This is a genomic window from Aequorivita aquimaris (assembly GCF_001573155.1).
In the GTDB taxonomy this organism is placed as follows: domain Bacteria; phylum Bacteroidota; class Bacteroidia; order Flavobacteriales; family Flavobacteriaceae; genus Aequorivita; species Aequorivita aquimaris.
In genome coordinates this window covers 119,406-141,212 of sequence record NZ_JRWG01000003.1, presented here as the reverse complement: position 1 = coordinate 141,212, position 21,807 = coordinate 119,406, and the positions used below count along the sequence as shown (strand labels likewise).

19 protein-coding genes and 1 riboswitch are annotated in these 21,807 nt (G+C 39.1%); of the genes, 9 read left to right on the top strand and 10 right to left on the bottom strand.

Going from position 1 to position 21,807, the window contains the following annotated elements; translation table 11 throughout:
* Positions 1-59: 59 nt before the first annotated feature.
* Positions 60-1,967 carry an acetate--CoA ligase gene (gene acs / locus LS48_RS05985; RefSeq protein WP_062621002.1) on the top strand — a complete coding sequence of 636 codons (1,908 nt, stop codon included), beginning with the start codon at positions 60-62 and terminating at the stop codon, positions 1,965-1,967.
* Positions 1,968-2,528: 561 nt separating this feature from the next.
* Positions 2,529-3,545, top strand: coding sequence for a helix-turn-helix domain-containing protein (locus LS48_RS05980; protein WP_062621000.1), 1,017 nt, complete (start codon positions 2,529-2,531; stop codon positions 3,543-3,545).
* A 223-nt stretch (positions 3,546-3,768) separates the two neighbouring features.
* On the opposite strand, the gene LS48_RS05975 is transcribed toward LS48_RS05980, so the two are convergent.
* Positions 3,769-4,080, bottom strand: a complete 312-nt coding sequence (locus LS48_RS05975; RefSeq protein ID WP_062620998.1) for a hypothetical protein — start codon at positions 4,078-4,080, stop codon at positions 3,769-3,771.
* A gap of 587 nt (positions 4,081-4,667) precedes the next feature.
* On the opposite strand from LS48_RS05975, the gene purB reads away from it, so the two are divergent.
* Positions 4,668-6,011 carry an adenylosuccinate lyase gene (purB, locus tag LS48_RS05970; protein WP_062620997.1) on the top strand — a complete coding sequence of 448 codons (1,344 nt, stop codon included), beginning with the start codon at positions 4,668-4,670 and terminating at the stop codon, positions 6,009-6,011.
* 70 nt (positions 6,012-6,081) lie between these two features.
* Here the strand turns inward: purB and LS48_RS05965 are convergent, their stop codons facing one another.
* From LS48_RS05965 to LS48_RS05950, 4 genes are read right to left on the bottom strand one after another with little or no spacing between them, the layout of a single operon-like run.
* On the bottom strand, positions 6,082-6,624 hold the full coding sequence (locus LS48_RS05965; RefSeq protein WP_062620995.1) for a GFO_1091 family lipoprotein: 543 nt from the start codon (positions 6,622-6,624) through the stop codon (positions 6,082-6,084).
* A 2-nt stretch (positions 6,625-6,626) separates the two neighbouring features.
* The gene (locus LS48_RS05960; RefSeq protein WP_062620993.1) at positions 6,627-7,166 is read right to left on the bottom strand and encodes a GFO_1090 family protein; all 540 of its coding nucleotides are present in this window, start codon (positions 7,164-7,166) and stop codon (positions 6,627-6,629) included.
* Positions 7,167-7,209: 43 nt separating this feature from the next.
* A complete protein-coding gene (locus tag LS48_RS05955; RefSeq protein ID WP_062620991.1) occupies positions 7,210-7,647 on the bottom strand; it encodes a PG0215 family putative anti-sigma factor in 438 nt (145 codons plus the stop codon).
* The gene (locus tag LS48_RS05950) at positions 7,634-8,140 is read right to left on the bottom strand and encodes a GFO_1088 family ECF-type sigma factor (protein ID WP_062620989.1); all 507 of its coding nucleotides are present in this window, start codon (positions 8,138-8,140) and stop codon (positions 7,634-7,636) included. Before LS48_RS05950 ends, LS48_RS05955 begins: the two co-directional genes overlap by 14 nt.
* Positions 8,141-8,348: 208 nt before the next feature.
* Between LS48_RS05950 and LS48_RS05945 the strand changes: the two genes are divergently transcribed.
* Positions 8,349-9,743 carry a GFO_1087 family putative carboxy terminal peptidase gene (locus LS48_RS05945; protein ID WP_062620987.1) on the top strand — a complete coding sequence of 465 codons (1,395 nt, stop codon included), beginning with the start codon at positions 8,349-8,351 and terminating at the stop codon, positions 9,741-9,743.
* A gap of 70 nt (positions 9,744-9,813) precedes the next feature.
* Here LS48_RS05945 and LS48_RS05940 read toward each other — a convergent pair whose 3' ends face one another.
* Positions 9,814-10,863: a YncE family protein gene (locus LS48_RS05940; protein WP_131459810.1), complete on the bottom strand. Its 1,050-nt coding sequence runs from the start codon at positions 10,861-10,863 to the stop codon at positions 9,814-9,816.
* Positions 10,864-10,874: 11 nt separating this feature from the next.
* Positions 10,875-12,707 (bottom strand): TonB-dependent receptor, encoded by a 1,833-nt coding sequence (locus LS48_RS05935; RefSeq protein ID WP_062620985.1) that lies wholly within the window; start codon positions 12,705-12,707, stop codon positions 10,875-10,877.
* Between the two features lie 29 nt (positions 12,708-12,736).
* Positions 12,737-12,949: riboswitch (cobalamin riboswitch) on the bottom strand.
* Between the two features lie 143 nt (positions 12,950-13,092).
* Here LS48_RS05935 and LS48_RS05930 point away from each other — a divergent pair.
* The 5 genes from LS48_RS05930 (at position 13,093) to LS48_RS05910 (ending at position 17,889) form a co-directional block, all read left to right on the top strand.
* Positions 13,093-14,241, top strand: coding sequence for an ABC transporter substrate-binding protein (locus LS48_RS05930; protein WP_062620984.1), 1,149 nt, complete (start codon positions 13,093-13,095; stop codon positions 14,239-14,241).
* Positions 14,241-15,272, top strand: a complete 1,032-nt coding sequence (locus LS48_RS05925; protein ID WP_062620982.1) for an iron chelate uptake ABC transporter family permease subunit — start codon at positions 14,241-14,243, stop codon at positions 15,270-15,272. Before LS48_RS05930 ends, LS48_RS05925 begins: the two co-directional genes overlap by 1 nt.
* On the top strand, positions 15,272-16,066 hold the full coding sequence (locus LS48_RS05920; protein WP_062620981.1) for an ABC transporter ATP-binding protein: 795 nt from the start codon (positions 15,272-15,274) through the stop codon (positions 16,064-16,066). The genes LS48_RS05925 and LS48_RS05920 overlap by 1 nt, the downstream gene beginning before the upstream one ends.
* Positions 16,067-16,184: 118 nt before the next feature.
* On the top strand, positions 16,185-17,513 hold the full coding sequence (locus tag LS48_RS05915) for a DNA recombination protein RmuC (RefSeq protein ID WP_062620980.1): 1,329 nt from the start codon (positions 16,185-16,187) through the stop codon (positions 17,511-17,513).
* 7 nt (positions 17,514-17,520) lie between these two features.
* Entirely contained in the window at positions 17,521-17,889 is a 369-nt protein-coding gene (locus tag LS48_RS05910; protein WP_062620979.1) for a hypothetical protein, read from the top strand.
* Positions 17,890-17,898: 9 nt separating this feature from the next.
* On the opposite strand, the gene LS48_RS05905 is transcribed toward LS48_RS05910, so the two are convergent.
* The 3 genes from LS48_RS05905 to rpmH all read right to left on the bottom strand — a co-directional run bounded on the left by LS48_RS05905 (position 17,899) and on the right by rpmH (position 21,649).
* Positions 17,899-18,474, bottom strand: coding sequence for a T9SS type A sorting domain-containing protein (locus LS48_RS05905; RefSeq protein ID WP_078056377.1), 576 nt, complete (start codon positions 18,472-18,474; stop codon positions 17,899-17,901).
* Between the two features lie 60 nt (positions 18,475-18,534).
* Positions 18,535-21,387: a carbamoyl-phosphate synthase large subunit gene (gene carB / locus LS48_RS05900; protein WP_062620978.1), complete on the bottom strand. Its 2,853-nt coding sequence runs from the start codon at positions 21,385-21,387 to the stop codon at positions 18,535-18,537.
* A gap of 100 nt (positions 21,388-21,487) precedes the next feature.
* Complete coding sequence (rpmH, locus tag LS48_RS14845; RefSeq protein ID WP_068760675.1) at positions 21,488-21,649, bottom strand: 50S ribosomal protein L34; 162 nt, start codon at positions 21,647-21,649, stop codon at positions 21,488-21,490.
* Positions 21,650-21,807: the final 158 nt, after the last annotated feature.

Here is a 21,807-nt window from a genome sequence, read left to right as displayed (position 1 = left end):
AAATATATTTCTGAATCCTTTTCAATTATTTCAGAGTTACTGCGCAAAATCTTAAAACAATGAGCAACTACCACATCAAAAATTTAGAAGAATATTTTCAGGTTTATAGAAAATCGGTCCGTGATCCGGAAAACTTTTGGGAGGAAATTGCAGAGGAAAACTTTCTTTGGCGCCATCGATGGAATAAAGTGTTGGAGTATGATCTAGCTAAACCTGAGGTTTCTTGGTACAAAGGTGCTAAACTGAACATTACCGAAAACTGCATAGACCGACATATCTACACCCGAGGCGACAAAACAGCAATAATTTTTGAACCGAACAATCCCGCTGAAGAAGCGCAAAATATAACTTACAAAGATTTACATGAACGTGTCTGCAGGTTTTCAAATGTACTGTTGGAACAGGGTATAAAAAAAGGAGATAGAGTTTGTATTTATCTCCCTATGATTCCTGAACTAGCGATATCATTATTGGCCTGCGCCCGGATTGGCGCTATACATTCAGTAGTTTTTGCTGGTTTTTCCTCCACCGCACTTTCTACACGAATTAACGATTCAGAATGCAAAATGGTTATTACCAGTGATGGCTCCTATCGCGGTAATAAAACTATTGATTTAAAGGGAATTGTGGACGAGGCATTGGAATCCTGCCCAAGTATAAAAACCGTGTTGGTAGCCAAGCGTACTCATACTGAAATAACAATGAAAAAAAATCGCGACAAATGGTTACAACCGCTACTGGACGAGGCCTATCACGATTGCGTGCCTGAAATTATGGACGCTGAAGACCCATTATTTATTCTATATACTTCTGGCAGTACGGGAAGCCCCAAGGGAATGGTACATACCACAGCTGGCTATATGGTCTATACCGCATATACTTTTAAAAACGTATTTCAATATAGGGAAGATGATGTGTATTGGTGTACAGCAGATATTGGCTGGATTACGGGCCACAGTTATATAGTTTACGGACCGTTGGCAAATGGCGCCACCACTCTAATGTTTGAGGGTGTTCCCTCCTACCCTGATTTTGGCAGGTTTTGGCAGGTTGTGGAAAAACATAAGGTTAGTCAGTTTTATACTGCTCCCACTGCAATTAGGGCGTTAGCAAAGGAACGGTTGGATTTTTCTGAAAACTATGATCTTTCTTCCTTAAAAATCTTAGGCAGTGTGGGTGAACCCATAAACGAGGAAGCTTGGCATTGGTATGATGAAAACATCGGGAAACGAAAATGCCCCATTGTAGATACTTGGTGGCAAACCGAAACTGGCGGGATAATGATTTCGCCAATTCCTTACTCTACACCCACCATTCCCACTTATGCCACACTACCATTGCCCGGTATACAACCCGCGCTGATGGATGAGAATGGTGATGAACTTAAAGGCAACCTCGTTAGTGGGCGTTTGTGCATAAAATATCCTTGGCCTGGAATGGCCCGAACCATTTGGGGCAATCACGAACGCTATCATGAAACATATTTTTCGACTTTTAAAAACAAATATTTCACCGGTGACGGAGCATTGCGCGACAGTACAGGCTATTATCGTATCACAGGCCGTGTAGATGATGTTATAATTGTTTCTGGTCATAACCTGGGCACTGCGCCTATTGAAGACGCAGTAAACGAACATCCGGCCGTGGCGGAAAGTGCAATTGTAGGCTTTCCACACGACGTGAAAGGTAATGCGCTGTATGGATTTGTTATTTTAAAAGAAATCGGTGAAAGCCGTCTGCACGAAAATTTACGCAAAGAAATAAACCAGATTATTACCGAACATATAGGTCCGATTGCAAAACTTGATAAAATACAGTTTACTACAGGATTGCCCAAAACCCGAAGTGGCAAAATCATGCGCCGAATTCTCAGAAAGATTGCAGAAAAGGACACATCCAATCTAGACGATATTTCTACCTTGCTGAACCCAGAGGTGGTACAAGAGGTTATGGACGGGGCCGTTTAAATAATAATTCATTCTTTTATATCAAAAATTTTCAAAAAGGAGTTTTAGCAATAATTTGAAAACACATTTAAACTAATATGGCTGCAATTATTTAAATGAGTTAAAAATAAGTGGAAATAAATTAGTTGAAAAATCAATAATTGAATACCTTTATAACACTGACAATTAATAATTTATAACCCACTAAACTCCTCGTCATGCTTTGGACCATCCTTTTTCTATTTTTAACCGTGGTGGCCGCTGTCCTTGGTTTTTTAGGATTGGGATTTGGCCCAATTGAACCCGCCAAAACTTTTTTCTATGTTTTAGGAGCTTGTTTGCTTATTTCCGTATTCATGCAGAAGCGAAAAAAACGCAAAAGATATTATGAATAGTTTTAGAAAAATTTTTTAAAAAGACCGCTCACTTACTATAGCGGTTTTTTTATTAAAATATTTTTTATAACCCTTTATTAAACAGAATATTATATTTTATAATTGCATTTAAGTTAAACTATGTACGGATATAGAACATTGCATTTCAAATGTAAGTTGTATTTTGGCTTAACAAAACAACCTCCAGATGAATTCCATTCAAGTTAACTCACTTCCCCTAAAGGATGTTATAAGGGATATAGCAAAAGTTTTCAACATTTCCTATTCTGAAAATTGCGGCGAATATTTATTGCAATTGCCCGAATCTGTTGGCGAGGGTACTATTCGCGGGATTAATTTTGAAGGCGGGCTAGGCCTTATCCAATACAATTGTCTTTTCAAGGAAGATATGGAAATACATTTTGTAGTAAACCAAATACATCCGCTAAAATTTCTTTATACAGTAAGCGGCACATTACAGCACCGTTTTGAGAATGAAGAAAACTTGCACGAGATTAAGCAATACCAAAACGCCATTGTAGCCAGCAGTAAGCACAACGGCCATGTATTACTGTTTGAAGCCAACCAACGTATAACAGTGAACAGCTTGGAAATAGAACGTGAAAAATTTCAGGCCAAAATGGAATGCGACATAAAAAGTCTTGATGACGAACTAGAGCAATTATTTAAGGATATTAAAGCCAACGGAGCATTCTATCACAGTGGAAATTACAGTCTTAACATTGCCGATATCTTGACACAAATGGTTGATTTTACTGATGAAAATTTTACTCGTAAACTGTTTTTGGAAGGCATGGCCTATCAAATTTTAACGCATCAGATTCTTCAATATCAAGATGATAAAAAAGACGAAGGGAGCCGCACGCTCATTCGCTCTACGGAATTGAAACAGATAAACCATATTTCCAGTCTTATAGAAAGCAATATTTCAGATGTACCCACAGTGGAGAACTTAGCACGTGAAGCGGGACTGAATATAAACAAGCTGCAAGAAGGTTTCAAAAAACTATATGGCACCACTGTAAATAATTATGTACAGAAAACAAGGCTTGATGCAGCTTACAATCTTTTGACCAAAACGGATCTTAATATTTCTGAAATTGTAAATGCAATTGGGTTAAGCAGTAAAAGCTATTTTTCGAAAATATTTAAGGAAAAGTATAATATATCACCTTCCGAATTTCGCAAAAAGCACCAAGGATAAATAAAAAACCCCAGTCAAAATAAATTCCGACTGGAGTTTCCTCCTTCATAGCAATTCTTTAATGTTGCTAAAATAGCTTAGTTAGCGATATTTTTTTAACTCAAAAAGACAAATCATTAACCCAAAATCTTTTTTTTAAATTATTATTTTTATTTAAAAAAGAAAACCCTTCCGTGCAGCGACGTTGGAAGGGTTTTACAGTTGCGTTATGTAGGTACAACTGCTATTTCCAGTTTTTTATTTCTTTTTCCAGTTGGGCTCTAGATTTTCCGGTTTTATTTTCAAGCTTTTTTAAAGTTTCTGAAAAGGATTCATCTTTAAATTCAGAGACGTTTATATTTAAATTGTAGTTTTTATTAAAGTCTGAAGCTATCTTTTTCCACTTTTGTTCTAAATAATCATTGCCATCCTTTTCATTTTCAGTATTGTCGGACTCGGTATTATCTTTAACGTAGCTTTTTTCATCTGGCTCGTTATGATGTTCACTTTGGGCACCTTTACCTACACTAAGTTTTGGATTTCCTTTATTGCTCATGGTCTAAATTATTTGTCGCAATCTTGCTAAATTATTAATTAATATTCTTTTAAATTAACATATATCATCTGTAAACTACCACAAAACGATTATTTTTCAATATATTTACCAATCCACTCTTTCCTTTTTATCCCCACAATAGAAACCCCTTTCTCATTGTGCTGATTAAGGGGTTTCGCCGTATCCTTAAAACGGATACTCAATTTCAAAAAAACCATTATTCTTCCTCTTCTTCTGGATGACGCTGGTTTTGTGGTCTGTTTTGAGGATTCCTCTGTTGATTTTGTTGTTCATTTTGAGGATTCCATTGCTCATTCTGATTTTGTGTACTCATAGCAATTTGTTTAAATTAATAAATCATTTTTCTTTTCACTCTTAAAGTTAACTTCATATCAAACTTTTGAAAGCCAACAAAATCATAAAATTGCAAAGCGATTTATTTTTTTAACTAACCATTATCTTAAAAAAGTCTTTTGTTGACATTTTGTTAAGTCTGAAGATCAAAATGAAATGGAAAATTTTAAACCAACACCCCTTCTTTATAACTCGTTGGCGTTTCGTATCTTTGCGCTTTTAAATTTTGAACCATGTATACCAACGCATTACAAGCCATTTCGCCAATAGACGGCAGATACGCATCAAAAACTTCCAGCCTTATTCCTTATTTTTCTGAAGAAGCGCTTATCCGTTATCGCGTGCAAGTGGAAATTGAATATTTTATTGCCTTGGTAGAACTGGAACTTCCCCAATTAAATGATTTTGAGCAAAAAAACTTTTCAAAGTTAAGAGACTTGTACCTTGAATTTACTGTGCAGGACGCCATAAAAATCAAGGAAACCGAAAAAGTGACCAATCACGATGTAAAAGCTGTTGAATACTTCATAAAAGAAAAGTTTGACGCTTTAAATCTTCAGAAATACAAAGAATTCATCCACTTTGGACTGACCTCACAAGACATCAACAATACTGCAATTCCGCTTTCGCTGAAAGATGCCATCAACAACGTTTACGTACCGCTCTTGATGGAAGTGAAAAATAAACTGAAGGCACTTTCTGAAGATTGGGCCGAAGTTTCCATGCTTGCACGTACGCACGGGCAACCTGCTTCTCCAACCCGTTTGGGAAAGGAAATAGAGGTTTTTATTGTGAGAATTGAGGAACAGTTTGATTTGATGAACGATATAAAAAGTGCTGCAAAATTTGGCGGTGCAACAGGTAACTTTAACGCACACAAAGTAGCTTATCCAGATATTGATTGGAGAGCGTTTGGAAAAAAATTCGTACAAAATAAGTTAGGGCTGCACCACTCCTTCCCTACCACACAGATTGAGCATTATGACCATATGGCTGCTCTTTTTGATTGTTTGAAACGAATCAACAATATTTTGATTGATTTGGACAGGGATATTTGGACCTACGTTTCCATGGATTATTTCAAACAAAAAATTAAAAAAGGGGAAGTTGGTTCCAGCGCCATGCCACATAAGGTAAACCCTATAGACTTTGAAAACAGTGAAGGTAATTTGGGAATTGCAAATGCGCTTTTTGAGCATCTTGCCGCAAAACTTCCTATAAGTAGATTACAACGTGATCTTACTGATAGTACCGTTTTAAGAAATATTGGTGTTCCCATTGGGCATACACTTATTGCTTTTCAATCTACTTTAAAAGGCTTGAACAAATTATTGTTGAACGAATCGAGGTTTGCAGAGGACCTTGAGAATAACTGGGCTGTAGTAGCCGAAGCTATCCAAACCATTTTAAGAAGAGAAGGCTATCCAAACCCTTACGAAGCTTTAAAAGGATTGACCCGTACTAATGAACGCATTAACCAAACTTCAATTGCAAATTTCATCGAAACGCTGGAAGTACCTGAAAGCGTTAAACAGGAAATGAGAAACATAACGCCCGGAAACTACACTGGAATTTAAAAAATAGACCAATAAAAAAGGCTTCAATCCAAATTTGGAAGAAGCCTTTTTCGACTATTAATCAACTAATTTAATCTTTAAATATTTTTCCAAAACCTTCGAGTTTAGAGACGTCCAAATCGCCTCGTTCAGCAGATTTCATTAGTTTCAACATTTGGTCAGGGCGCATATTTTCACCCAACAACCTGAAAACCGCAAAACCACGATTATCATCACTCGCAAAAACAATCACCTCATCAATAGCATCTTCTTCACCTGTATACTTTAGGGTTGCATTCCAGTCATTGCTTTTAATACGGGTAAGCTCTTTGTATTGCTCCTGGTCTAAGATGTTTTTTAACTTTTGACGTTCCATTTCATAATCGGCTGTATCACCTTCCACAATAGGATAAGCAACAACATTCACTTTTTTAATAGTATTCAGAATGTCTTTCTCTTCTTGTGTAAAATTGCTGGTGTTTCCTTGAAGCAAACTTGCTGCTATGTCCATTTTTACAAATTTGTCATCGTCTTGCTTTTCAACCAAATACTTTTGCAAAGATTTGTCACTACAGGAGACCAATGCTAGTGCACCCAATATTAAAGCCATAAAATATTTCAGTAATGATGCCATCGTTATTGTTTTTTCTTGGTGTCAATATTCTTAAGTTCTTCGCTACCGGGAACTTTTAGATCTTCTGTCAATTTTGAGATTTGCTTTAAGTCTATATTTCCGGTGATGCTCATAATAACGGTTGTGGGTTTTCCGTCCACAATTCCATCCATATGCATCAACAGTTCACTTACAAAGTTTTCATTTTTGCCTTCTTTGCTGTAGAATTTTATATTTCTGCCATCTTCTTTTACGCGCATCAATTCACCTAAATTTTTAGAAGTAGAAACATATTTTGACACAGCGGCATCCATTTTTTGTGAAACGGCTGGATTATCGGTGGTAAAAATTTTAATGTTGTCTAGATCGTTTACCATTTTCAAATATGCCTGCGCTTCTGGATCGGTGGAATTAAGATCCATTTTGCTCAAAAGTTTGAACATATTTTTGGTAACTACTACAGAGGTTACATCTTTTTCGTTTTCAAAGGAATCAAAAGCGTTCTGAGTCCACGAAATCATAGGCGCTATTGCCAGTGCTATTACTATTGCTATTTTTTTCATCGTTTATAAGTGTTATTAAGTTATTGTTTATTTTTAAAGCTTATTATTCAAAAATTTTATCTTTTGTTTTTCCAAATTGGCCCACAACGGTAAGCTGTTCTGTACCTTTATTTAGGTTTTCAGAAAGCAGCACCATTGCTTGTTTGCTTTTTTCAAACGCCTCCAAAGCCTCTTTTTCCTCTTGGGAGTAATTGGGTTGAGAAAGGTAAAAACCACCCACCCCAAACGCTACAACAAGCATTGCGGCTATGGAATACCACCAGGCTTTATTGCTTTGTGGTTTTGATTCAGGCAAGGCAAATGTTCTGGTAGAGCGTTCTGATTTTGCAGCCTTTAGACCTGCAAAAATTGGCTGATACTGAACTAAATCATCCGCAACCCTTTCATTATTAAAATAGTCTTGTAACAATTTTTCTTCTGCAAGGGTGGTTGTGCCTTCAAAATAGGCCTCAAGCAATTGTTTTATTTTAACTGATTCCATAATTATAATTTTTTATCATTGCATCCCTAACTGTTTTGCGGGCCCGGGAAAGTGCCACTCGTATTGCGGTTTCGTTACTATCAAGCATCTGCGCTATTTCTGAAAACTCAAATTGTTCTACATCGCGCAATTGGAGAACGATTCGTTGTTGCTCCGGTAAAGTTTCCATTATTTTGAAAACAATTTCAACCCCGTCATTTGCTTCAATTTTCTTTTCAATATTTTCTGAAGTTTGATAGTTGTTATGCACAATTTTCAAATTTGATGCCTGTTTCGATTTCAAACGGTCCAAGCAATAATTCTTAGTCATTGTGATTGCAAATGCTTCAGGATTTTTATAATTTTCAATGTTTTTTTTTCCGTTCCACAATTTCAAAAACACTTCTTGTACCGCATCCTCAGCTTCATCTTTTGAGACCAAGATTCGTTTCGCCAAACGGTACAGCTTATCCTTAAAGGGCATTATTAAAGTAATAAACTCGCTTTTTTCCATTTTGGTTGGTTGTTGGTTGTTGTGCCGTCTATTTTAAATGACGAATGTGTTCTATTTTTGTTACATTGAAATTTTATCCTTGAATTTTCGACAAAATTTTAGACTATATAAAGTCTCAAAATAATTTCGACTAAAAAAGCATATTTTTACCATTGCAATATAATCCCTAGTTTACCTGTTTAAAAAGAATACCTTAATAAACCTATTTATGAAGAAAAGAATTTTCATTTCCCTTTTAATCGTTTCCGTACTTTATGTTTCGTGTTTTGAAGATGCTGATGATAACCTTCAACCTGCATCTACCATAGACATTCAGAATTTTATTTACCGAGGCCTTAATTATTTTTATCTATATAAAGCGGACACTCCAGAACTGGCGAATGATGCTTTTGCCAACCAGGATGAGCTAAACAGCTTTTTAAATAATTATGAAACTCCCGAGACTCTTTTTGACTATTTGTTGTCATCCCAGGATCGTTTCAGTAATCTTTATAGCGACTACACACTTATTGAGAATGCACTTAGCGGGATAACCTTAAGCAACGGCATGGAGTTTGGTTTGGTTTATTATCCAGACAACAGCGGAAATGTTTTTGGGTACGTGCGCTACGTGCTTCCCAATACCGATGCCCAATCACAAGGTTTGGTACGGGGTGATATTTTTACAACAATAGATGGTCAACAATTGAATGAAAACAATTACAACGACTTGCTTGCGCCAAACACTTATACCATTGGGCTCGCTACTTACGATGGGGCTGATTTTACCCTTACGGGAGAAACTGCTCTTTTGAACAAAACACAATACAATGAAAACCCTGTATATAAAGCTGAAACACTTACCGTCAACGGAAACAAAATAGGCTATTTAATGTATAACGGTTTCATAAAAGATTATGATACCGAACTTAACAATGCCTTTTCTCAGTTTAAAGCTGATGGAGTGAGCAGCTTGGTGCTCGACCTTAGATACAATGGCGGCGGTTCTGTTGAAACTGCGACAGATCTAGCCAGTATGATAACTGGACAATTTAACGGGCAGGTTTTTTATCAAGAATTCTGGAATGAAGATAGACAAGCTGACTATGCTGAAAATGGTCTTTTTGACAGTACCATTAGTAATGGAAGTTCCATTAGCAGTCTAAACCTTTCACAAGTTTATATTATTACCACCAGAAGAAGTGCTTCGGCCAGCGAATTGGTTTTGAACGGACTAAAGCCCTATATAGATGCTGTTCAGGTGGGTGATACAACCACAGGAAAATTTCAAGCTTCGTTTTTGTTATACGATGCGCCCGCACCACAGTTTAGCAGAAGTGAGGCAAATCCGAACCATACTTATGCCATGCTTCCTTTGGTGTTTAAAACAGCCAATGCTGCTGGAAACACAGATTTTACAGAAGGTTTGTTTCCGCAGATTCCATTGCAGGAAAATTATTTCAATCTAGGGCAATTGGGTGACGAAAATGAACCACTGCTGGCTGCGGCTTTATTCGAAATTGCAGGAAGACCTATGACTTCCCAAAAAGAAGGTCCGCATTTAAAGGAAATTTCAGACAGTAAGGCCTCTTCTCCTCTTTTCGGAAAAATGATTGGAAACTAGTTATTATTAAAATGAAGCTCCGTTAAATTTATATAGTTTAACGGAGCTTCATTTTATATATGAAAAATTATTACTCGTTAAAATAGACGCCGCCGGGTACTATGCCTACCTGAAAATCCTGGATTTGTTGATTGGTTGATAAATCATAAATTTTTAATGAACCTCTGCTCGCAAAGTCATCAGCGTCCGTTGCGTATAGGAGGCCATCCTTCGCAACCATAGTGTAGAAAAAACCGGCTATGATATCATTTCCGGGTAAGGAAATGGAACTGCTGTTTAACTTATAAACGTTTCCATCCAAAGAATAGAAAAAGCTATTACCGTCCATCGTTAGGTTGGTTGGGTGCTCCGTCGTGCCAAAAGTGTATGTATTTAAAACCTGTCCGTTTGCAAGGTCAATTTCAACGAGCGAACCTGCGGTTTCGTTGCCGGTATAACTTGGGTTTCCGCCACAAAGTACAAACAGTGAACTACCTTTAACAACCATTGAGTTCGGAACATCACCCACGGTAATGGTATTTTCCAGGTTGGTACCCGAAATTACAGAAATTAAATTATTTTGACCGTAACCGCCCTGGTGCGCCACGTAAATTTTATTATTGTAAGTTACCATACGTTCTGGTCCAAAGGCAACAGGAATGGTAGCAGCAATGGTATTGTTGCGCAAATCCACTACCGCCACAAAATCGTCGCCGTTATCATTGGGGTCGCCCCAATTGGTTACATATCCCCTGTTACCATCTGTTCCCATAAAGTAACGTGGATTGTTAATACCGGTCTTAATTGAATCGACCGCTTCAAAGGAATATCTATTGGCAATCATTATTTTGTTTGAATTGTTCACCACTATATATGCATTATCATCTTGAAAACCCATGGATTGAACAATGTTCCCAAGCTCCGTTCCGTTCACGGTCCTGTAAATATTTTGCGTAACCGTACTGTAATCTTCAGAAATAAAGGTAATGTTGCCACTTCCATTGCCAAAAGGACCTTCGTTGGTTACTAAAATTCCCTTTTCAAACGCCGCCGGCACGTATTCTGGCTGGCTATCGTCATCATTGCTACAAGACACAAAAAATAGCGCTGTAATTGCTAAAAAAAATACTTTATTCATCATTTTCATTTTAATTATATTTTAAGGTTTAAGAATATTTGAATATTTCGTGAAGGCATAGGCCGGTACGCCACATTTTCATAATAGGTGTTGAAGGCATTTTTGAGTCTGCCGCCAACGGTAAGGTTCGGTTCAAATGGCAGTGCGACCGAAGCGCCAAAATTAAAAACCGTATAGCCTGCAACACTGCTGCTGTTGTCCGTAGTTGTGTAGGCTTCGCCATTGAACAATCCTTGGGCGTATATTGAAAGTTTTCTAAAATCGTAAGCCACGGTACCCCCAGCCTTTTGGAACGGCACGTAAATTAGCTGCTTTTTCTTTTCCAAATCCTCTGCCTTGGTATAGGAATAATTCGCGCTAAAATCCAACGAGTGTTGCGGACCCAATTTTATAAAATAGCCCAGGGTCGCCTCAATTCCATAATTTCGGGTTTCTTGAATATTTATTGGCTCCCATACACTTCCGCTTATGGGCACCCATTTTATTAAATCTTCGGAAGAAATATAGTAAGCCGCTATGTCAGTCTTCAAATTGCCGAAGGTTATTTCCTGCCCAAGTTCCACTTGATAGGAAGTTTCAGGTTGCAGATTACTATTTCCGCCGCCATACCAGTACAAATCGTTAAAGGTGGGAATGCGATAATTCTTTGAGCCATTCACGCGCAGGGAATAACTTTTTGAAACATCCCATTTCGCATCTGCGGAAAAGAGCCAAGGGTTGTCAAAACCGTTCAGGAATTCTTTCCGAAGATTCAAGCCATAACTAAAATCCCTTGAAATTTTATGGTTGAACAACAAAACGGCGGCCAGTGTTTTGCGGTGGTTTTCTCCCACATTACTGCCTTGTGCTGTAACATAAGTATATTCAATCTTGCTATTTATTCGAAATTTTTTAGAGAGCAAAACTTCCGTTTGAAGGCCGCTGATAAAGGTATTTGCACGCCCCTTGTCATAGAGTGGTTTATCACTATCGGGAAAATATTTAAACTGTTCAAAAAGATGCGCAGCACTTATTTTCATCTTGAAAACTCCCATTTCCTGCTGGATTTGCCAAAGGTTCCGCGTAGCAATATCATTGTAGCCATCCTTTCCCACAGTGTTTAAGCTGCCCGAAAAATTCCGATTGTTGTAACTGTACTCAGAATTCCAGGTGGCCACCCCGCGTTTTAGTTTACGGGCCTCATTAATTTTTGCCGAAAAGCGCAAAAACTCACCGTGTGTATTTTTTTGATTCTTCCCCACATACTCATAATCATTATCGGAACTGATAAAATCCACGCCCACGTTCAAATAATGGTCACCCCAAGTTTGAGTTGTACTGGCCGTTCCACCAAGGGTCGCAAAACTCCCGTAAAGCAGGCCAACTTTAGTACTATGTATTTTTTTGAATGAATACGTATTGTTCAGGTGAATACTTCCGCCCACGGCACCGCTGCCGTATTGCACCCCGCCGCCGCCACTTCTAATTGCGATTTCTTCATAATTTAAAGGTGAAATTACATTGAAATCGGTCTGTCCGGTAAATACCGAATTTATATTGATACCATTCCAGATTACGGCAGTCTGAGCGGCATTGGTTCCGCGGAAAGACGGGGAGGAAACCATTCCAAAACTGTTTTCCTTAAAATATATGTTTGAATTGTAACGTAGCGTCTCGGTAAGTGAAGTTGCATTTCGCTCAATTAGGGAATCACCCAATTTTTCAAGTTTGAAACCTTTAGAAAAATGCACGAGTTTGGAATCGGTCAACATCACCTCGGGCAACTGCTGAATACTGTCAAGCTGCGCAAACGCCGAGGCCGTGCACAGAAAAATAGTGAAAAAAATATGGTAACCCTTTAGTTTCATACTGCAACCTTTATCCCGAAAGTTTGACGTTTTATATTATGAATCTGGCAGGTCTCCTGGCTTGTCTTTTTGTGCAACCTTCCCATCCGCTATATGCGAACAGTGGTTTTTGAAGCATGCACGCCCGAAAATACTTCGGGACGACTTACAGTTGCGGGAACAGCTTCGGATTTTAACCGAATTCCCTTTTAAGAGCTTTTTCCGTGGTGGAAAATTGCTCACCAAAATTCATCGCGAAGATAGTGGTAATTTTTGAAGGATTGAAAAGTTATTTCACGAAGTTTGTCCTTTAGTTTTTTAACTTCATAATAGCAAAGGAAATCAATTAACACTTTCTGAAACTTTGTGATACCTTTGTGCAACTTTGTGTAAAAAACACCCAACAATGCTTTATTTCAAAAAGAACTTATTCAAACTACTTTTTTTCGTAGCCTTTGTTTCCTGTAAAACTGAAACTGAAAAAACTCCTGAAATTGCTGATATTCCCACGAAAGAGAAGGAAATTAATTACGCCCAAGGTTTTGAAATAAGCACTTTTGAAGGCTATAAAACCATAACATTGAAAAACCCTTGGCCGGGAACGGACAGGACATTTAAATATGCTTTAATTGAAAAGAACACTACCCTTCAAAACCCTGAGGATTACGATGCTGTGGTGGAAGTTCCGGTAAAGCAAATTGTAGTCACCTCCACTACCCATATTCCTTCTTTGGAAATGTTAAACGAACTGGACGCCTTAATCGGTTTTCCGAATCTGAATTATATTTCTTCGGAAAAAACGCGCCAAAAAATCGCCGAGGGAAAAATTGCCGAACTGGGAAAAAACGAAGATTTGAACACCGAAATTTTGATAGACCTAAATCCCGATGCGGTGATTGGGTTTGCAGTTGACGGAAACAATTCTACCTTTTCAACGCTTCAGAAATCGGGCATTCCCGTACTTTACAATTCAGATTGGACAGAGACTTCCCCCTTGGGAAAAGCCGAATGGATTAAATTTTTCGGAGCGCTTTTCAACAAAGAAAAAGAAGCAGATAGCGTTTTCAGAAATATTGAGACCGAATATCTCTCCGCAAAAAAAATAGCTTACGAAGCCAAGACAACACCCTCCGTAATCAGTGGTGCAATGTATAAGGATGTGTGGTATATGCCACAGGGCAATAGCTGGGGCGCACAGTTTATAACCGACGCCAATGGCAATTATCTCTGGAGCGACACATCAGGTACGGGCAGTCTTTCCTTAAATTTGGAATCGGTTTTGGAAAAGGGCCACGACGCCGATTTTTGGATTGGGCCCGGCCAGTTCACTTCACTGGACGAAATGGAAAACGCCAGTCAGGTTTATACGCAATTTAAAGCTTATAAAACGGGAAATGTATATTCGTATAGCATGAAAAAAGGCCAGACTGGCGGCGTTATTTATTATGAATTGGCACCCAACAGACCTGATTTGGTTTTAAAGGATTTAATAAAAATCTTACATCCAGAACTTTTCCAGGAGCACCAACTTTATTTTTTCAACAAACTCGATTAATGCAGGTTAGCCAAACATACAGATTGCAATTTGCGGTGCTCTTTGTCGCTCTCCTCGCGGCATTCTTGATGAATTTGGGAATGGGGTCGGTTTCAATTCCGCTTGACGAAATAATTTCATTATTTATAGGAAATGGCGCCTCAAAAGAAACCTGGCGTTTTATAATTTTTGACTATCGCCTCCCAAAGGCATTGACGGCGATGCTCGCTGGGGGCGGACTGGCCGTGTCGGGATTGCTCATGCAGACGCTATTCCGCAATCCACTGGCTGGACCTTTTGTGTTAGGGCTGAGCAGTGGAGCAAGTTTGGGAGTTGCTATTTTAATTTTGGGCGCTAGCGCCTTCGGAGGATTTTTTGGGACCCTATTGTTAAGCCAATGGAGCCTTGTAATAGCTTCGGCATTGGGAAGCTTTTTGGTGTTGCTGGCCGTGTTGGCGGTTACCTTCAGAATAAAGGATACTATGGCAATTTTGATTATTGGATTGATGTTCGGGAGCGTGACAACAGCGGTGGTTTCGGTTCTTTCCTATTTCAGCAATGCGGAACAATTGCAGCAGTACATTTTTTGGTCTTTCGGAAGTCTGGGAAACCAATCGTGGCAGGGCGTTTTGATTCTGACGATTTGTTTTTTGGCTGGTTTGGCACTTAGTTTTTTCAGCAGTAAATCTTTAAACGCTTTACTTTTAGGTGAAAATTATGCCAAAAGTATGGGGCTACACATTAAAAGAACCACTTTTATAATCATTCTCGCAACCAGTATTCTTGCGGGAAGCATTACTGCATTTGTGGGCCCAATTGCATTTGTGGGATTGGCCGTTCCACATTTGGTGCGCCAATTTTTTAAAACATCAAATCATTTTGTGCTTTTGCCTGCGGTGCTTCTGTGCGGAAGTTTATTATTGTTAATTTGCGATACGGTAGCACAATTGCCCTTCAGCGAATTTACGTTACCCATAAACGCCATCACCTCACTGGTAGGCGCGCCGGTGGTAATTTGGCTGTTGGTACGCAAACGAAAACTTTTCTTTTAATGGCTTTGGAAGAAAAACATAGTATTTTACAAACGCGAAACCTTGCGGTGGGTTATTCGAAAAAAGGCGACAATCTTATAATTGCCGATAGAATCAATTTTTCCATTAAAAAAGGGGAATTGGTAGGACTCGTGGGTGCTAATGGAATTGGTAAATCCACCTTGCTGCGCACATTAACGGGTATGCAGGCTGCTTTAAAAGGTGACGTTTTTTTAAATGGGAAGAATATCTCGGATTATTCCGCTTTCCAACTCGCAACCCGTTTAAGCGTTGTTTTGACCGAAGCCCCTGCCTCAAAAAACCTGTCGGTGCTGGAGCTGGTTTCCTTGGGCAGACAGCCTTACACAAATTGGATGGGTTCACTTTCCGAAGCAGATAAAAAAGAAATTCAAGCTGCGCTGGAAGCAACCGAAACTGCAACCCTTGCAAATAGAAAATGTTTTGAACTGAGCGATGGCCAAATGCAGCGGGTGGCGATAGCGAGAGCATTGGCGCAGGACACGCCGTTAATTATTCTAGACGAACCAACAACGCATTTGGATATTTACCACCGTGCCTATATTCTGAAATTATTGAAAAAGTTAGCCTCGGAAACGCAAAAGACGATTCTTTTTTCGACCCACGAAATAGATTTGGCTATCCAACTTACCGACAAGATGCTGGTGATGGCAAAGAATGAAACCTATTTCGATGATCCGTGCAAGCTGATTGAGGCCGGACGGTTTGATACATTATTTCCAAAAGAAACTATTGATTTCGATGGAAAAACGGGGCGGTTTAAGATAAAAAGTTAATTAGTTATACAGGTACTGAGCTAATTGATTCAGTATAACTTCTTATCTTTATCATCAAACCAAAACTTTGAAAAATAGTCTTTTTTCAAATTACTCATTAACCTAATAACTTAAAAAATTGAACGAAACTTTTCTATTCCTCTTACTTGCTGCCATTTGCTTATTAATCGGAGCTTTTTTGGGTAATTATTTTGCCCGTTTAAAGGGTAAAACCGAAACCAGCAAACTGGAAGAACGCCTGGAAAACGCGCAACTGCAATCAGAAAAACTGAACGAGCGTTTTGAGACCGCCTTGCGCGAAAAAGAACAAATCAGGCAGGAAAAGGAGCAGATTAATATGTTGCTCACGCGGCGCAATTCAGAATTTGAAAATCTTGAAAACCGCAACCGCGAACAGAAAGCAGAGGTTGAAAAACTTCAGGAGAAATTTACCAAGGAATTTGAAAATCTTGCCAATAAAATCCTGGATGAAAAATCCACTAAATTTTCAAAACAGAATAAGGAAAGTCTGGAAATAATTCTGAATCCACTTCAGGAGAAAATAAAAAATTTCGAAAAACGCGTGGAAGACACCCATAAGGAAAGTATTGACCGCCACGCAATGTTGCGACAGCAAATTATTGGTTTGAAAGAGCTGAACGAGCAAATGAGCAAGGAGGCTACAAACTTGACCAAAGCCTTGAAAGGGGATAGCAAAATACAGGGAAATTGGGGCGAATTGGTTTTGGAACGTGTACTCGAAAAGAGTGGTTTGGAAAAAGACCGTGAATATTTTGTTCAAAACAGTTTCACTACTGATGAGGGGAGGCGTGTATTGCCCGACGTCGTGCTGCACCTTCCGGATAACAAGAAAATGATTATAGATTCAAAGGTTTCCCTGGTGGCGTATGAGCGTTTTGTAAACGAGGAAGATGAAGACCAAAGGGCCCGTTTCTTAAAAGAGCACGTAACCTCCCTGAAAAAGCATATTGAGCAACTAAGCGGCAAAAATTACCACACGCTCTACGAAATTGAAAGTCCGGATTTTGTTTTGCTATTTGTTCCTATTGAGCCTGCATTTGCAGTTGCCATTAATCAGGACAACAATATTTACAACTGGGCTTTTGAGAAAAACATAGTGATTGTTACTCCTTCTACCCTACTGGCAACCTTGCGAACAGTGGACAGTATGTGGACCAACGAGAAACAACAACAGAATGCTATTGAAATTGCCACACAGGCAGGCAGGCTTTATGACCAATTTGTAAACCTAACCGAAGACTTGATAAAAGTAGGCAACCAGTTAAATACCGTAAAAGGCAGTTACGACAGCACAATGGTGAAACTTACCGGAAAAGGAAATTTGATATCCAAGGTAGAGCGTCTAAAAAAATTAGGTTCCAAGGCGAGTAAGCAAGTAAACGAAAAATTGCTGAAAAAAGCGGAGGAAAACTTTGACAACCAATAAGAAAGTTATGAAAAAAGTCCTCATTATCATCCTTGGCAGCCTTTTGGCATTATACCTGTTATATTTCGCCTTCGTGTATTTTGTACCGTATAGTGAGGGAACAAGAGCCGGCGAGCTTATAAAATTTAGTCATAAAGGAGTCCTTGTAAAAACTTGGGAAGGAGAGATTAGCCAGGGCATTAGCGGCGCACAGATTTTTTCCTTTTCGGTTTTGGACCAAGAAAAGGATGTTATTGAAAAATTAAAGGAGTATCAAGGCAGCTATGTAAAGGTAAGCTATGTAGAACGTTTTACGACCTTCTTCTTTTGGGGTGATACCAAGTATTTTATAAACGATGTGGTAAAAGAACAGTCACCGCATTTTAACCGCGAATAGATCTGAGGGTTATTTTTTTGCTATTTTCAGCGTAGTCTGTAAATTATTGGATGTCACTTTCACAAAATACAGCCCACTATTCAATCGGCTCATGTCAACTTGGGTCAAAGTGCCTGTACCCTTTCCTTCAGAAACCAAGGTGCCAAGAACGTTATAGATTTGATAATTATCTATTTTAAAAATAGATGATATAATTAAATCATTTTTAACCGGATTGGGATAGAAATTTAGGTTTTTCACAAATTTCTCTTCTACGGAAAGTTTCCCGACCACGGTTACTTTTCCTCGCATTAGAGGATTTGATTCATTTTCATATTCCGTAACTCCTCTTTTTTGAAAAGTGTATGAGAATTCAGTGTTCAAACCATCAAGAGTACCGCTGCCGAAATTTTCACTGCCGTTCGGGAGACTCGTAACGCTTTTTTGGGAACTGTCTTTCCAGACCCAAATCACAGTATCTCCCACTTCTATGGTGGGGCTTGCAACAGATTCATTTACACCTTGCCCCCAAGCAATTTCAACAACATTCTGACCCGTCAGAATGTTCATTGTAATAAAACATAAGAACAAAGTAATTTTTTTCATAAAAGAATATTTCAGTAGGTTAGTAATCTAATTTAAGAAAAAAAAATAACACAAAATTTATTATTTGCTCAGGTACATCTTTCTTCTCGCGTAGAGGTCGTAAAATGCATCGTCCTTTAAACTATCAATAAAAAGAATACTTTCGCCCGTGCTCTTCATTTCGGGACCTAGCTGTTTGTTTACATTTGGAAATTTATTGAAACTAAACACTGGCTGTTTTATCGCAAATCCTTCCAACTTAGGATTGAAGTCGAAATCGGTAACCTTATTGTGGCCCAGCATTACTTTTGTGGCGTAATTTACATAAGGTTCTCCGTAGGCTTTCGCAATAAAGGGAACTGTTCGCGAGGCGCGCGGATTGGCCTCAATAATGTAAACTATATCGTCTTTTATGGCGAACTGGACATTTATGAGTCCAACTGTGTTGAGTGATTTGGCAATTTTCGTGGTATGGTCCTTTATTTGTTGCATTACAAATTCCCCGATGTTGAAAGGTGGCAAGGTTGCGTTTGAGTCTCCGGAATGGATTCCGCAGGGCTCAATATGTTCCATTATGCCAATAATATATACATTTTCACCATCGCAGATTGCATCTGCTTCGGCTTCAATGGCGCCGTCCAAATAATGGTCCAGCAATAATTTGTTATTCGGAATTTTTCGAAGTAAATCAACCACGTGCTCTTCCAATTCCTTTTTGTTGATCACGATTTTCATCCCTTGTCCACCCAAAACATAGGAAGGACGAATCAATAACGGAAAGTCAAGCTGGTCTGCAAGTGCAAGTGCTTCTTCTGTGGTTTCTGCCGTTCCAAATTCTGGGTAAGGAATGTTGTTTTCTTTTAAAAGTGTTGAGAAACTTCCTCGGTCTTCTGCTAAGTCCAGCGATTTATATGTGGTGCCGATAATATTAATACCGTAACGATCTAGTTTTTCGGCAAGCTTCAAGGCCGTTTGTCCACCGAGCTGAACGATAACGCCCTCAGGCTTTTCGTGGCGTATAATGTCGTATATGTGTTCCCAAAAAACTGGTTCAAAATATAATTTGTCCGCCACGTCAAAATCTGTTGAAACCGTTTCAGGATTACAGTTTATCATTATGGTTTCATAACCACATTCCGCCGCTGCAAGCACTCCGTGGACACAGCAATAATCAAACTCGATGCCCTGTCCTATCCTGTTGGGACCGGAACCGAGAACGATAATTTTTTTCTTTTCAGTTACAATGCTATCGTTTTCAGAATATGGCTTTTCGCCCGCAAGCTGCATTTCGTTCTCAAAGGTTGAATAGTAGTAGGGTGTTTCCGCCTTAAATTCGGCAGCACAGGTGTCCACCAATTTATAAACGCGCTGGATGTTCATCTCTTCACGTTTTTTGTAAACTTGGCTCTCAAGACATTTCAGCATATGCGCTATCTGACGATCGCCGTAGCCTTTTTGTTTTGCTTCCAACAATAATTCCCTCGGAAGGGTTTCCAAGGTATATTTTGAAATTTCCTTTTCCAATAGAAACAATTCTTCATATTGACGAAGGAACCACATATCAATCTTTGTGATTTCGTGAATCCTGCTGAGCGGAATGCCAATCTGGATTGCATCATAAATCACAAAAACACGGTCCCAGCTTGCGTTTTTCAGTTTGTCGAGAATTTGCTCGTAGTTGGTGTAACTTTTCCCGTCGGCACCAATTCCATTTCTTTTGATTTCCAAGGATTGGGTGGCCTTGTGAAGCGCTTCCTGAAAGGAACGGCCAATGCCCATCACTTCGCCAACAGATTTCATTTGAAGCCCCAAAGTACGGTCTGATCCTTCAAATTTATCAAAATTCCAACGTGGGATTTTTACGATTACGTAATCCAAAGTAGGTTCAAACAACGCGGAAGTTGACTTTGTAATTTGGTTTTTCAATTCATCCAAAGTATAACCAATGGCCAACTTGGTAGCGATTTTGGCAATTGGATATCCCGTTGCTTTTGAAGCCAAAGCTGAAGATCGGGAAACCCGTGGATTGATTTCAATGGCAATTATTTCTTCCTCCTCATCGGGGCTTACCGCAAACTGAACGTTACAGCCTCCGGCAAAATCGCCAATACTGCGCATCATATGTATGGCCATATCGCGCATTCGCTGGAAAGTGCGGTCGTTGAGTGTCATTGCCGGGGCCACGGTAATGGAATCGCCCGTGTGGATGCCCATTGGGTCCATATTTTCAATGGTACAGATAATAACAACATTGTCATTTTTATCGCGGAGCAGCTCGAGTTCATATTCCTTCCACCCCATCATTGCCTTATCGATCATTACTTCGTGTATGGGTGAAATTTCCAAACCGTGCGATAGCAGCTCGTCAAAATCTTCTTCTCTATAAACAATGGAAGCACCTGCGCCCCCTAAGGTAAAGGATGCTCGGATAACCAATGGAAAGCCAAATTCCTGTGCGATTTCCTTTCCTTGTAGATAGGAGTTTGCCGTGGCCTGGGGTGCCATTTTTACCCCAATTTTTTCCATCAATTCCCTAAATTCCTCCCTGTCTTCTGTAATATTTATTGCGTTTATATCAACACCTATCAACTTTACCCCAAAGTCTTTCCAAATTCCCTTTTCGTCCGCCTCAATACACAAGTTGAGCGCTGTTTGTCCGCCCATGGTGGGAAGCACCGCGTCAATCTGCGGATGTTCTTTCAAGATTTTAACAATTGATTTTGTGGTAAGCGGAAGCAGGTAAATATGATCGGCCATTGACGGATCCGTCATAATGGTTGCCGGGTTGCTGTTTATCAAAACGGTTTCTATTCCATCTTCGCGCAATGACCGCAGCGATTGTGAACCGGAATAGTCAAACTCACAAGCTTGACCAATAACAATAGGCCCGGAGCCAATGATAAGAACAGATTTAATGGAGGGATTTTTAGGCATTTTCGTTTCTTTTTCGGTGCCGCAAATTTACGGCGCATTAGGGTATAAAAAAAAGGTGTTGCTTAGTTAAACAACACCTTTTATATATAATTTATCAACATTACTTTTTGTGACGGGCTTCAGAAGATACAGATAGTCTCTTTCTGCCTTTCGCTCTGCGGGCAGCCAAAACCTTTCTTCCGTTTACAGAAGCCATACGCTCTCTAAAACCGTGTTTGTTTCTTCTTTTTCTTTTCGATGGCTGAAATGTTCTTTTGCTCATTATAGTATTCTTTAACTTCTGTAATTTCTTTGTTCGGTTGACCTTTACTCAAAGTCGGGTGCAAAAATACAACAAGTTTTCACTTAGACAAACCTTTTTTGAAAAATATATAGAATTTTTTTCGATTCAAAATCTCATCCAGTTTGAGGCCACTTTGT

What these genes read in the sequence shown, in the direction of transcription:
- rpmH (WP_068760675.1), bottom strand. Translation starts at nt 21,649, where the DNA reads ATGAGCAAAAGAACATTTCAGCCATCGAAAAGAAAAAGAAGAAACAAA.
- LS48_RS05980 (WP_062621000.1), top strand. Translation starts at nt 2,529, where the DNA reads ATGAATTCCATTCAAGTTAACTCACTTCCCCTAAAGGATGTTATAAGG.
- LS48_RS05935 (WP_062620985.1), bottom strand. Translation starts at nt 12,707, where the DNA reads ATGAAACTAAAGGGTTACCATATTTTTTTCACTATTTTTCTGTGCACG.
- LS48_RS05975 (WP_062620998.1), bottom strand. Translation starts at nt 4,080, where the DNA reads ATGAGCAATAAAGGAAATCCAAAACTTAGTGTAGGTAAAGGTGCCCAA.
- LS48_RS05920 (WP_062620981.1), top strand. Translation starts at nt 15,272, where the DNA reads ATGGCTTTGGAAGAAAAACATAGTATTTTACAAACGCGAAACCTTGCG.
- LS48_RS05945 (WP_062620987.1), top strand. Translation starts at nt 8,349, where the DNA reads ATGAAGAAAAGAATTTTCATTTCCCTTTTAATCGTTTCCGTACTTTAT.
- purB (WP_062620997.1), top strand. Translation starts at nt 4,668, where the DNA reads ATGTATACCAACGCATTACAAGCCATTTCGCCAATAGACGGCAGATAC.
- LS48_RS05905 (WP_078056377.1), bottom strand. Translation starts at nt 18,474, where the DNA reads ATGAAAAAAATTACTTTGTTCTTATGTTTTATTACAATGAACATTCTG.
- LS48_RS05950 (WP_062620989.1), bottom strand. Translation starts at nt 8,140, where the DNA reads ATGGAAAAAAGCGAGTTTATTACTTTAATAATGCCCTTTAAGGATAAG.
- LS48_RS05940 (WP_131459810.1), bottom strand. Translation starts at nt 10,863, where the DNA reads ATGATGAATAAAGTATTTTTTTTAGCAATTACAGCGCTATTTTTTGTG.
- LS48_RS05930 (WP_062620984.1), top strand. Translation starts at nt 13,093, where the DNA reads ATGCTTTATTTCAAAAAGAACTTATTCAAACTACTTTTTTTCGTAGCC.
- LS48_RS05925 (WP_062620982.1), top strand. Translation starts at nt 14,241, where the DNA reads ATGCAGGTTAGCCAAACATACAGATTGCAATTTGCGGTGCTCTTTGTC.
- LS48_RS05955 (WP_062620991.1), bottom strand. Translation starts at nt 7,647, where the DNA reads ATGGAATCAGTTAAAATAAAACAATTGCTTGAGGCCTATTTTGAAGGC.
- carB (WP_062620978.1), bottom strand. Translation starts at nt 21,387, where the DNA reads ATGCCTAAAAATCCCTCCATTAAATCTGTTCTTATCATTGGCTCCGGG.
- LS48_RS05960 (WP_062620993.1), bottom strand. Translation starts at nt 7,166, where the DNA reads ATGAAAAAAATAGCAATAGTAATAGCACTGGCAATAGCGCCTATGATT.
- LS48_RS05965 (WP_062620995.1), bottom strand. Translation starts at nt 6,624, where the DNA reads ATGGCATCATTACTGAAATATTTTATGGCTTTAATATTGGGTGCACTA.
- acs (WP_062621002.1), top strand. Translation starts at nt 60, where the DNA reads ATGAGCAACTACCACATCAAAAATTTAGAAGAATATTTTCAGGTTTAT.
- LS48_RS05910 (WP_062620979.1), top strand. Translation starts at nt 17,521, where the DNA reads ATGAAAAAAGTCCTCATTATCATCCTTGGCAGCCTTTTGGCATTATAC.